The sequence below is a fragment of the Massilia haematophila genome, from assembly GCF_042647645.1.
Classification (GTDB): Bacteria; Pseudomonadota; Gammaproteobacteria; order Burkholderiales; family Burkholderiaceae_D; genus Telluria; species Telluria haematophila.
On the sequence record NZ_JBHRVV010000001.1, the window covers coordinates 1,021,983 to 1,034,263 of the forward strand.

Annotated in this window: 8 protein-coding genes; all 8 read right to left on the minus strand. The window is 66.9% G+C overall.

Annotated elements, in window-relative coordinates; all coding sequences use genetic code 11:
* Window positions 1–5: 5 nt before the first annotated feature.
* The 8 genes from ACFOPH_RS04710 to ACFOPH_RS04745 all read right to left on the minus strand — a co-directional run bounded on the left by ACFOPH_RS04710 (window position 6) and on the right by ACFOPH_RS04745 (window position 12,057).
* Window positions 6–1,964, minus strand: a complete 1,959-nt coding sequence (locus tag ACFOPH_RS04710) for a branched-chain amino acid ABC transporter ATP-binding protein/permease (protein ID WP_379733854.1) — start codon at window positions 1,962–1,964, stop codon at window positions 6–8.
* Window positions 1,965–1,966: 2 nt separating this feature from the next.
* On the minus strand, window positions 1,967–2,857 hold the full coding sequence (locus ACFOPH_RS04715) for a branched-chain amino acid ABC transporter permease (RefSeq protein ID WP_312549208.1): 891 nt from the start codon (window positions 2,855–2,857) through the stop codon (window positions 1,967–1,969).
* Window positions 2,858–3,024: 167 nt separating this feature from the next.
* Window positions 3,025–4,182 (minus strand): ABC transporter substrate-binding protein, encoded by a 1,158-nt coding sequence (locus ACFOPH_RS04720; protein WP_379733856.1) that lies wholly within the window; start codon window positions 4,180–4,182, stop codon window positions 3,025–3,027.
* A 303-nt stretch (window positions 4,183–4,485) separates the two neighbouring features.
* Window positions 4,486–4,896, minus strand: coding sequence for a hypothetical protein (locus ACFOPH_RS04725; protein ID WP_379733858.1), 411 nt, complete (start codon window positions 4,894–4,896; stop codon window positions 4,486–4,488).
* Between the two features lie 139 nt (window positions 4,897–5,035).
* Entirely contained in the window at window positions 5,036–6,370 is a 1,335-nt protein-coding gene (locus tag ACFOPH_RS04730) for an SGNH/GDSL hydrolase family protein (protein ID WP_379733860.1), read from the minus strand.
* Window positions 6,371–6,716: 346 nt separating this feature from the next.
* On the minus strand, window positions 6,717–7,565 hold the full coding sequence (serB, locus tag ACFOPH_RS04735) for a phosphoserine phosphatase SerB (protein WP_312551138.1): 849 nt from the start codon (window positions 7,563–7,565) through the stop codon (window positions 6,717–6,719).
* Between the two features lie 16 nt (window positions 7,566–7,581).
* Entirely contained in the window at window positions 7,582–11,028 is a 3,447-nt protein-coding gene (mfd, locus tag ACFOPH_RS04740; protein ID WP_379733862.1) for a transcription-repair coupling factor, read from the minus strand.
* 93 nt (window positions 11,029–11,121) lie between these two features.
* Window positions 11,122–12,057: a DMT family transporter gene (locus tag ACFOPH_RS04745; protein ID WP_379733864.1), complete on the minus strand. Its 936-nt coding sequence runs from the start codon at window positions 12,055–12,057 to the stop codon at window positions 11,122–11,124.
* Window positions 12,058–12,281 lie beyond the last annotated feature (224 nt).

Here is a 12,281-nt window from a genome sequence, read left to right on the forward strand (position 1 = left end):
GTCTCCTAGATGGCGGCCGCGGTCGGCGGCGTGGTGTCGGCGGCGCCGCCGAGGTAGGCCTCGATGACGCGCGGGTCGGCCTGCACGCTGGCCGGGCTGCCTTCGGCGATCTTCTGGCCGAAGTCGAGCACGGTCACGGTGTCGGAAATCGACATCACCACGTCCATGTGGTGCTCGATCAGGATGATGGTGATGCCGTGGTCGCGGATCTTGCGGATGATCGCCATCAGCTCGCGGATGTCGGGCGCGGTCAAGCCGGCGGCCGGCTCGTCGAGCAGCAGCAGGCGCGGGTCGAGCGCCAGCGCGCGGCCGATCTCGAGCAGGCGCTGCTTGCCGTAGGGGAGGTTGCGCGCCTCCTCGTCGGCGAGGCTGGACAGGCCGACGAACTCCAGGATCGCCGCCGCGCGCTTGCGCGCCGCCGCTTCTTCGCGGCGCACGCGCGGGGTCTTCACCATGGCGTCGAACACGTTCGAGCGGAAGCTGTGGTGCAGGCCGACCAGCACGTTCTCGGTGGCCGTCATCTCGCCGAACAGCTGCACGTTCTGGAAGGTGCGGGCCACGCCGCCGAGCGCGATCTGGGACGGCGAACGCCCCGTGATGCGCTCGCCCGCGAACACCACGTTGCCGGCGGTCGGCTTGTAGATGCCGGTCAGGACGTTCATCATCGTGCTCTTGCCCGAACCGTTCGGCCCGATCAGGCCGTGCACGGAACCGCGCGCCACGGCCAGGTCGACCTGGTTCAGCGCCTTCAGGCCGCCGAACTGCATCAGGATCTGCTCGGCGCGCAGCAGGTCGCCGCTGCCGGCCTCCAGTGGTGCATCCCGGCGCAAGCCGGCGAACGGGTCCGCGGCGCCGTCGGCGTCGACCGCGCGCGTGTGCGCCGCGCGGCGCCCGAGCAGCTGGCGCAGGAAGCCGACGATCCCTTCCTGCAGGTAGTAGACCACGAACAGCGTCATCAGGCCGAAGATGGTCAGGCGCCAGTCGACCATGTTCTCGATGCGGTAGGCCCAGACCGCCAGGCCGACCGTGGCGACCAGCGGCACCAGCACCCGGCGCGGCGTGGTGCGGCGGCGCGCCAGCGCGACCGCCGAGCCGAGCACGCCGAGGACGGCGGCGACCAGCGCGATCTGGCGGAACAGCGCGATGTCGGCCAGCAGGCTGGGCAGCATGACGACGATGATGGCCCCGATGATCGACCCCGTGCGGGTCTTGCGCCCGCCCATGATCACCGCCAGCAGGAACAGGATGGTCAGCTCGAAGTTGTAGGTGTTCGGCGAGACATACTGCTCGGAGTAGGCATACAGGCTGCCGGCCAGGCCGGCCAGGGCGGCGCTGATCACGAAGGCATACACCTTGTAGCGGTAGACCGAGACGCCCATGCAGTCGGAGGCGATCGGGCTGTCGCGCAGGGCCTCGAAGGCGCGCCCGAAGTGCGACTTGAGCAGGAAGTGCACCACCGCGAGCGCGGCCACCATGAAGACCGCGACCATGTAGAAGTATTCGGTCTCGTGCAGCTCGCGCCCGAACACGCTCGGCTTGGTCAGGGTAATGCCCATCGGCCCTTGCGTAATGAAGGACATCTCGTTGATCAGGATCTGGATGATGGTGCCGAAGGCCAGGGTCACCATCGCGAGATAGGGACCGGTGACGCGCAGCGCCGGCAGCGCCAGCACGGCGCCGAACAGGGCGGTGACGAGGATGCTGGCCGGGACCGCCAGGAACCAGGGCGTCCCGAAGTGCATGATCAGCACCGCCGTGACATAGGAGCCGATGCCGAACAGGCCGGCGTGGCCGAGCGAGACCTGGCCGGTGTAGCCGACCACGATGTCGAGCCCGAACAGCAGGATCGCGTAGATCAGGATGGTCTCGACCAGGTGGACGTAGTAGGGATTGGTGACGACCAGCGGAAAGGCCGCCAGGGCGACGATGCCGACGAGCGAGGCAAGGAGCGTCTTCTTGTTCATGGTCAGACCTTCTTGATCGCGGCCTTGCCGAACAGGCCGGACGGCTTCACGGCGAGCACCAGCAGCAGGAGCAGCAGGGCCGGCACGTCCTTGTAGCCGGTCGAGATATAGTAGCCGGCCAGGGTCTCGGAGATACCCATGATCAGGCCGCCGACGATGGCGCCCATGCCCGAGGTCAGGCCGCCGATGATCGCCACCGCGAAGGCCTTCAGGCCGAGCGAGGCGCCCATGGTGGCGCCGGTCAGCGTCACGGGCGCCACCAGCACGCCGGCAAAGGCGGCGGTGGCCGAGGACAGCGCGTAGGAAAAGGTGATCACGCGGCCGGTGTTGATGCCCATCAGCCCGGCGGCGTCGCGGTCGTTCGAGGTGGCGACCACGGCCTTGCCGTAGATCGACTTGCGGTTGAAGAGTTCGACCGCCAGCATGATGAGGAGGGCGCCGACGATCACCGCCACCTGCATCGGCTGCACGTTCGCGCCCATCACCTGGAACGGCGTCGAGTCGAGCGGCGAGGGGAAGGGCATGTCTTCCTTGCCCCAGATGTTTTCGGCGATGTTCTTGAAGATGATGGCGAGCGCGATGGTCGACATGATCCAGCCGAACTCGCTTTTCAGCTTGATCGCGGGACGCACGCCGATCCACTCGACGAAGGCGCCCTGGAAGGCGCCGAACAGGATCACCAGCGGGATCATGATCCAGTAGCTCATGTAGGGGCCGCCGTGGATGTTGCCCACCAGGCTGAGGCCCACCAGCGCGCCCAGCATCAGGGCCTCGCCCTGGCCGAAATTCAGGGTGCCGGAGGTGGCGAAGGTTAATTGGTAGCCGAATGCGATGACGGCATAGATCATGCCGAGCGCGATCCCGCTGAAGACCAGCTGAAGAAGAATTTCCATGATGTTCACCCGTGGGGCGGCGCGCACGCCGCCGGTCGACAAAAAGTGAGGCAGAAACCGAAAGCCGGACGGCGATGGAGTCGGCGCGTCCCCGGCCGGCCCCGGAACCGGGGCCGGCCGTGCTACCTTACCGTGAGGATGCGGCGCTTACTTGGCCTTACTTGGCCTTACTTGGCCAGGACCACGCGTCCGCCGCGCACTTCGCCGAAGCGGGTGTTCTCGAAGTTGATCGCTTCGTGATCAAGCTTGCTGTAGGGCTTGTTGTAGGTGGTGACCACGCCTTCGACCTTCTCGTTCAGGTTTTCCAGCGCGGCCTTCACTTTCGGGCCTTCGGTGCTGCCGGCCTGCTTCATGGCGGCGGCCAGCAGGTAGATCGAGTCGTAGCCCTGGGCGGCCGAGACGGCCGACGGCATGCGCCCGCCCGGCGGATTGTAGGCCTTGACGTAGGCGTCGATGAAGGCCTTGCGGCGCGCGGTGTCGCCGTCCTGGATGAAGGTCTGCGGCATGCGCGTGCCTTCCGAGTTCTTGCCGGCGTTGTCGATGAAGTTGGCCATGGCCAGGGTCCAGCTGCCGATCATCGGCACTTTCCAGTTCAGCTTTTCCATGCCGTTGGCGATCTGGGCCAGCTCGGGGCCGATGCCGTAGGTGAGCACGACTTCGGCGCCGGCCTGCTTGGCCTTCAGCAGCTGGGGCGTCATGTCGACGTCCTTCAGGTTGTATTTTTCGACGGCGACGGGCTTGATGCCTTTTTGCTCCAGGGTCTTTTCCAGGTCTTCGCGGCCGAGCTGGCCGTAGCTGGTGGAGTCGGCCAGGATGGCGACCTTCTTGAAGCCGCGGCGGGTGATGGCTTCCTCGACGATCATCGCGGACTGGATGGTGTCGCTGGCGGAGTTACGGAAGATGTAGTTCTCCGGCTGGTTGGCGAACTGCTTGGTGATGACGGAGCCGGTGGCGACGTTGTTCATCACCGGGATTTTCGCGTTCTGGTAGAAGCGCTGCGAGGCCAGGGCCACGGTGGTGTTGATGTAGCCGACGGTGGCGGCGACGCGCTCCTTGTTGATCAGCTCCTGGGCGATCTGCACGCCGCGTTCCGGCTTGGCCTCGTCGTCGCGCTCGACCATCTGCAGTTGCCGGCCCAGCACGCCGCCCTTGGCATTGATCTCCTGGACCGCCAGCTTGACGCCGTCGCGCATCGATACGCCCATCGGCGCCGAACCGCCTGTGAACGGTCCGGTCACGCCGATCTTGATCGGCTCGGCGGCCATGCCCGACATCGAGAAACCCAGTGCTACCCCTGCAACCAATGCTTTCATGCTGAAATTCATTTGCTGTCTCCGTAGTGGTTTTTAGTCTTGCCGTACGCCGGGCCGCGAGGCGGAAAAGCACCGCCGAGGCGCCATCGACAAATCATTGTAGGTTAGCAATTGGCCAACAGCAATCGATTGATGTGACGCGTCGCACCATGCAAACGAAATATTTATTTGTAAGAAAAAAGAGGGGGAGCAGTAAGAAAACGGTAAGCAAACAGGCGTATTTTCCGGCGAAAAACCAAAAAAAAGGCCGCACAGACTGTGCGGCCTCGCTGTTTCGGTGCAGGCGCAGGGCGGCGAAGCCACCCGCGGCCGCCACTAGCGACGATGGTAACGCGGGCGCGGATGGTAGTGGTGGCGATGGCCACCCCAGCTGCGGCCGAAGCTGAGGCCGAGCCCGATCGAGACCGGCGGATACCAGTACGGGTCCTGCACGACGACCGGCGCCGGCGCCGCATATACCGGGTAGGTCGAATACCCCGGCTGCGTCACGACCACCGGGTTGCTCGGCGCCGGGTTGACGACCACCGGTGAGCTGGTCACGACACCGGCGTCGCCGGCACGCGCGCCCGTGCCCAGCGGCACCGGCGTGACCGAGGCGACTTGCCAGCCGTCTGCATTGGGGGCCTGGGCATAGCCGCGGGTGCCATAGTTGGCCGGGCCGGGATACTGCGTGGCGCAACCCGTGAGCGCCGCCAATGTGGCGGTAATGACGATGAGTTTTTTCATGGCGGTCCTCCTGATGCCGCCATGATAGTTTATGGTTGTCCATTTTGGTGTGGAATTACAGCTTGTTACAGGTCCCTGGCGTATCGTTGCTCGTTATGGCTCGTTGTGGCTCGCTGTCGCTCATCGTGGTTCATTGGGCTTAGCGGTAGCTGAACTCGAGCGGCGCCGCGGCGGCCGAGACGAAGGGCGCCAGCGGGAAGGCGTTGGCGATCGCCTGGTAGCCGGCGTCGTTCGGATGCAGGTAGTCGCCCTCGCTGCCGTCCGGCTTGAGGTTGTAGGTGGGAAGAGTGCGGGTCGGACGCGCCGGATCGCGCAGGGCCAGTTCGACGTCGGCCACGGCGTCGAATTCGCCGCTGCCGCGGATCCAGTCGTTGGCCGCGCGGCGCACCGCATCGCGTGCGGCCGTGTAGTACTTGAACCCTTCCATCGGCGGCAAGGTGGCGCCGATCACGGCGATCTCGCGGGCGCGGGCGCGGGCGATCAGCTGGCGGTAGCCGGCGACCAGGTCGGCCACCGGAATCGGGTTCGCGCCTGGACTGTAGCAGATGTCGTTGATGCCGATGAGCACAGCCAGGTAGCGCACGCCGCAGGTCGCCAGCACGTCGCGGTCGAAGCGCTCGAGCGTGTCGCGTCCGGCCGTCAGGGCGGTGGCATAGTCGCTGAGCATCAGGTTGGCGCTCAGGCCGCGGTTGACGATGCCGATGCGTCCGCCGGCGCCCAAGTCCGCCTGCAGGCGCCGCGCCAGGTAGTCGGGCCAGCGGCGGTTGCCGTTGCCGGTGCTGCCGACGCCGTCGGTCAGCGAGTCGCCGAGCGCGACCAGCGCCGGGGTGGCGGCGGCGACGTCGACTTCGGTCAGGAAGGGCCAGTACGAGACCGTGCGCGAGACCGGCATGGCCACGGTGGAGGTATAGTCGCCGGCCGGCGACAGGTAGCCGGTCTGCAGCGCGGTGTTGTGGATGGTGGTGGCCTCGGAACTGCCCGGCAGGTAGAGGCTGATCGCCAGGTCGGCCTGGGCCGGGAGGGCGAAGTCGACCGGGTCGGACAGCGCCGGTGCGCCGGCCGGGATGGTGATCGCCGACTGGCCGCCGAAGCTGAGCTGGCGCTGGGTCGACTGGATCACGCCCGCGCCCGAGGCGCGCAGGGCGATGCTGGCGGCGCCGATGCGCAAGGTGGCGCTGCCCATTTCGTTGGAGAGGCGGATCCGTACCCGCGCGCCGCCGATGCTGGTGCGCACCACCAGGCGCAGGGTCTGGCTGGTGTAGGCCGGCACGCTGCCCGATGGCGGCGGGCCGGCCGGGGCCGTGCCCCAGGTGGCGCACCAGCGTTCGCCGGGGCCGGCGGCGCTCTGGGCTGCGGCCGGCAGCGCAGGAGCGGCCAGGCTGGCCGCGATCAGGGGACCGGCGCGCAGGAACTGGCGCCGGGCGGGACGGACGCGGCCGTGGTCGGCGGACGGGACAGGCAGAGGGGCGTGCATACCTTGGCTCCATCAAAAAGTGGACGCGACCGGGACCGCGAAAGGCGGGCAGTGGCCACGGGTCCAATCTAATTCGCCGCCGCAGGCGACTCAAGAGAAGCGCCGCAAGGCGTTTGCGCTGGCGCAGGAATTGATGAGATTGAGCTTGTGTTAAGGCATTTCATTGCTGAATGCAAAGAAGCAGAGCCCATGGCGGGCCTGGGACGCGGCCCGCGCTAGCACAACCAAATGAAATAAAATTTCACCAAAGCGAAGTTAATGAAATTTTATTTCAGGGAGGTGTTGGTGTCGGCGACTGTCCCGCCGCGCCCGGCCCGCCTCACGCACGGGCCACGGTGCGCCGTGATCAGGCCAGCACCGCCAGCACGCCGTCCAGCCCGCAGTAGTTGAGGGCGACGTCGGCCTGGGCGCGCACCACCGGCTTGGCGCGGAACGCGACCGACAGGCCGGCGATGCCCATCATCTTCAGGTCGTTGGCGCCGTCGCCCATGACGATGGCCTGGCGGGTATCGATGCCGATGTCGCCGCAGACGCGCTGCACGGTGCGCATCTTCTCGTCGGCGTCGACGATGCCGCCCACCACGCGCCCCGTCAGGCGGCCGTCCTCGATCTCGAGCACGTTGGCGTGCGCATAGTCCAGTCCCAGGCGCCGCTGCAGGCGCTCGGTAAAGAAGGTGAAGCCGCCCGACACCAGCAGCGTCTTCAGGCCGGCCGCCCGCACCGCGGCCAGCATGCTTTCCGCGCCCGGCGACAAGCGCAGGCGCTCCTCGTAGACGCGCTCCAGCGCAGCCGCTTCCAGCCCTTCGAGCAGGGCCACGCGGCGCGTCAGGCTGGCCGCGAAATCGAGTTCGCCGCGCATCGCGGCCTCGGTGATCTCGGCGACCTGGGGCTTCAGGCCCTGCATGTCGGCGATCTCGTCGATGCATTCGATCGTGATCAGGGTCGAGTCCATGTCCATCGCGACCAGGCCGAAGTCGCGCAGCGTGCGGCCGGCCTCGATGAAGGTGGCGTCCACGCCCAGCACCATGGCCTGGGTCTGCACCTGTTTCACCACCTCGGGCGTGGCCTGCACGCCTTCGCAGCGCACCGCGTGCGGCGACATTGCCACCACCTGCGTCGGCCGCGCCTGCGCGCCGAGCGCGGCCAAGTGTCCCAGCGCCGCGTTCGGCCCCTGCAATACCAGATTCGTCGTCACGCTTTCCAGTTCCTTCTCATGCCAGCAGTTGTTTGATGGTTTGCTTCACCTGCGTCACGCGCGTCGCCAGGTCCGGCATGGCCGCGGTGATGCGCAGCTTGTCCTGGCCGGCCAGCTTGATGTGGCGGTTCTTCTGGATCAGCGTGATGATCCTGATCGGGTCGATCGGCGGCTGTTCCATGAATTGCAGGCTGGCCGCTTCGCCGTGGGCGTCGATCTTGACGATGCCGACCTGCTTCGCCGCGACGCGCAGGCGGTGGGTCTCGATCAGCGCCTTGACCGGCTCGGGGAGCTTGCCGAAGCGGTCGATCAGCTCTTCCTGCATGTCGTCGATGCGGGCCTGGGTCTCGCAGTTGGCCAGGCGCTTGTAGATCGACAGGCGCTCGTGGACGTCGCCGCAGAAGTCGGCCGGCAGCAGGGCCGGGCAGTGCAGGTTGATCTCGGTGGTCGACGACAGCGGCGCGGCCAGGTCCGGCTCCTTGCCGGCCTTGAGCGCGCGCACCGCCTCGTTCAGCATGTCCGAATACAGCTGGAAGCCGACTTCGAGCATCTCGCCGGACTGGTTCTCGCCCAGCACCTCGCCGGCGCCGCGGATTTCCAGGTCGTGCATGGCCAGGTAGAAGCCGCTGCCCAGTTCCTCCATCGCCTGGATCGCGTCCAGGCGGCGCTGCGCCTGCTTGGTCAGGTTCGAGACGTCGTTCACCAGCAAATAGGCATAGGCCTGGTGGTGCGAACGGCCGACGCGCCCGCGCAGCTGGTGCAGCTGGGCGAGACCGAATTTGTCGGCGCGGTGCATGATGATGGTGTTCGCGGTCGGCACGTCGATGCCGGTCTCGATGATGGTCGTGCACAGCAGGATGTTGAAGCGCTGGGCCACGAAGTCGCGCATCACCTTTTCCAGGTCGCGCTCGTGCATCTGGCCGTGGGCGATGCCGATGCGCGCCTCGGGCAGGAGTTCCCTCAGCATCGCGTGGCGGTTCTCGATGGTCTCGACCTCGTTGTGCAGGAAGTAGATCTGGCCGCCGCGCTTCAGTTCGCGCAGGCAGGCTTCGCGGATGACGGAGCCGTCCTCGCTGCGCACAAACGTCTTGATCGCCAGGCGCTTCTGGGGCGCGGTGGCGATGATGGAAAAGTCGCGCAGGCCCTCCAGGGCCATGCCGAGCGTGCGCGGGATCGGCGTGGCGGTCAGGGTCAGCACGTCGACTTCCGCGCGCAAGGCCTTCAGGGCCTCCTTCTGGCGCACGCCGAAGCGATGCTCCTCGTCGATGATTACCAGGCCCAGGCGGTCGAACTTCACGTCTGGCGAGAGCAGCTTGTGGGTGCCGATCACGATGTCGAGCGTGCCGTCGGCCATGCCCTTGATCGCATTGTTGATCTCTTTTCCCGTCCGGAAGCGCGACAGCTCGGCGATCCGCACCGGCCAGTCGGCGAAGCGGTCGGCGAAGGTCTGGGCATGCTGTTCGGCCAGCAGCGTGGTCGGCGCCAGGATCGCCACCTGCTTGCCGCCCATGACGGCAATGAAGGCGGCGCGCAGCGCGACTTCGGTCTTGCCGAAGCCGACGTCGCCGCAGACCAGGCGGTCCATCGGCCGGCCCGAGGTCATGTCGCGGATCACGTTGTTGATGGCCTCGGCCTGGTCCGGGGTCTCGTCGAAGCCGAAACTCTGGGCGAAGTTCTCGTAGTCGGTGGCGGAAAACTCGAAGGAATGTCCGGTGCGCGCGGCGCGGCGCGCGTACAGGTTCAGCAGCTCGGCGGCGGTGTCGCGCACCTGCTCGGCGGCTTTTCGCTTGGCCTTGTCCCACTGGCCGGAACCGAGGGCGTGCAAGGGGGCGTCCTCCGGGGACGTCCCCGAATAGCGCGAGATCACGTGCAGCTGCGAGACCGGCACATACAGCTTCGATTCCTTGGCGTATTCCAGGTGCAGGAACTCGGTCTCGCCTTCGCCGAGATCCATGCTCATCAGGCCCATGTAGCGGCCGATGCCGTGGTTGATGTGCACCACCGGGTCGCCGATCTTCACCTCCGACAGGTCGCGCACCATCGATTCGACCTGGCTGGTCGCTTCCTGCTTCTTCTTGCCGGCGCGCCGGCCCGAGCCCGCATACAGCTCGGTCTCGGTGACGAAGGCCAGGCAGCCGCTCGCCTCCTCGAACAGTTCGAAACCCGCCTGCAGCGGCGCCACGCCCAGCACGACTTTCGCATCGCTGGCGCGCAGGCCCTCGAAGCCCTCGACCGGCGCGACCTCGAGCTTGTATTCGTTGAAGTACTGCTGCAGGGTCTCGCGGCGGCCGTTGGAGTCGGCGCAGATCATCACGCGGCAACCCGTTCGCGCGAGGTAGGCGCGCAGGTTGGCCAACGGGTCGTCCAGGCGGCGGTTGACGGCGATGTCCGGGACCGGCGCCGACAGTTCGGACGCGGCCGGGTTGGCCTCGCGCCCGATGTTCCAGCGCCCGTGCGGCTTGGCGCAGGTGAAGAACTGCTCGGCGCCGAGGAAGAGTTCGGCCGGCTCGAGGATCGGGCGTTCGCGGTCGCTCTTCAGGAAGCGGTAGCGCGATTCGGTGTCGAACCAGAAGCGTTGAATGGCGGCCTCGATGTCGCCGACCATCGCCAGCGGGCTGTCCTTCGGCAGGTAGTCGAACAGCGTGGCCGTCGCATCAAAAAACAGCGGCAGGTAGTATTCGATGCCGGCCGAGGCGATGCCGTTGCCGATGTCGCGGTAGATCGGCGAGCGCGAGGGATCGCCCTCGAAGCGCTCGCGCCAACGGCCACGGAAGCTTGTTCGCGCCTGTTCGTCCATCGGGAATTCGCGCCCCGGCAGCAGCCGCACTTCCTTGACCGGATACAGCGAACGCTGGGTGTCGGCGTCAAACGTGCGGATGGTCTCGATCTCGTCGCCGAACAGGTCGAGGCGATACGGCAGGCTTGATCCCATCGGGAACAAATCGATCAGGCCGCCGCGCACCGAGTATTCGCCGGGCGACATCACCTGCGACACGTGGGTGTAGCCGGCCAGGGTCAGCTGGGCCTTGAGTTTCGCTTCGTCGAGGCGTTCGCCCTGGCGGAAGAAGAAGGTATAGGCGGCGAGAAAGAAAGGCGGCGCCAGGCGCACCAGCGCGGTCGAGGCCGGCACCACCAGCACGTCGCACTGGCCGTTCTGGATCTCGTGCAGGGTCGCCAGGCGCTCGGAGACCAGGTCCTGGTGCGGCGAAAAGGCGTCGTAGGGCAGGGTTTCCCAGTCCGGCAGCAGGTGGCAGGCCAGCTTGCCGTCGGCGAACCAGGCGATCTCGTCCTGCAGGCGCTGGCCGTCGCTGGCATTCGCCACGATGACGGTGAGCATCTGCTTGTTGGCCTTGAACGCGAGGCCGGCAAGGGCGAGCGCATAGGCGTCGGAGGAGCCGGCGAGGGCCGGCAGGACGAAACGTTGACCCGGTTTGGGGAGGTGCTTGTTGAGATCGAAAGGCATTCAGGCGCGCAGTGCAATCGGGGCGATGGGTCGTTCATTATAGACGAAGGGACCCGTTTTCGCCCCGCGCACCGATGCGGCCCGGCGAAGCTTTTACCGCCTGCGCATGCTCGAGGCCACCACTCCGGCCAGGATGAAGCCGAAGCCCGCCGCGTGGTAGAGCTGCGGCGCTTCTCCCAGTAGCGGCCAGGCGGCCAGGGTGGCGAACAGCGGGATCAGGTAGAGCGACATGCTGGCGCGCGCCGGGCCGGCGATCGACACCAGGCGGTCGAAGCAGAAGTAGGCGCCCAGGCTCGGCACCACGGCCAGGAAGGCCAGGGCCGCGTACAGGCGCGGGTCGCCGAAGTCCGGCACCGTGCCGGCGAAGGCTTCCAGCGCCGCGAACGGGGCCAGCACCAGGGCGCCGCCCGCGATCAGGCTGGCCAGCTTGACGGTGGCCGGCAGCGGCGGCAGCGGCATGCGCCGTCCGAGCACGGCGTACAGGGCCCAGCCGCAGGCGGCCGCGATGACCCAGGGGTCGCCTTCGCCGAACTGCAGGCCGCCGAGGGCCGCCAGGTCGCCTTTCGAGAGCACCAGCAGGGCGCCGGCGATCGCCAGCAGCATGCCGCCGGCCTGGCGCTTGTGCAGGGGCGCCTTCCACACCAGGGTTTCGATCAGGGTCACCAGGGCCGGGCAGGCCGCGAAGATGATCGCGATGTTGGCCGTGCTGGTATGGCGCGCGCCGATGTACTGCGGCGCGACCGCCATGCCCATGCCGAGACCGGCCAGCAGCAGGATGCGCGGCCAGTGCGCCAGCAGGACGCCGCGCAGCCCCCACAGGCGCGGGCCGACGGTGGGCAGCAGGATGGCGAAGGCCAGGGCCCAGCGGCCGAAGGCGAGGAACACGGGCGGAATGCCGGCGCTTTCGGCCCAGCGCGCGACGACCAGGTTGGCGGCGAACAGGGCCGGGGCGGCGAACATGAGCGGCAGCTCGGCTGCGAAAGGATCGTCGCGATACGCACTACCGCCGCGGGATACTGCTTCTGACACGAAAACTCCAAAAAACGGGAATGCTGCGCCGCCGTAAAGCGGGGCCATGATCGGCCCGCGCTTGCGGTGCAGTGCTGTGCTTGACAGGGGAGCATGGATTTTACTGCGCCGCACAAAAAATATTCTTTCGTATGCATGGCGCATTTGCCCGGCTGGCTGAAGACGCTTCTATTGTTGAGCTAAAATGAAAAAGAATTATCTATTGGCTTACTTATTTTGCAAAG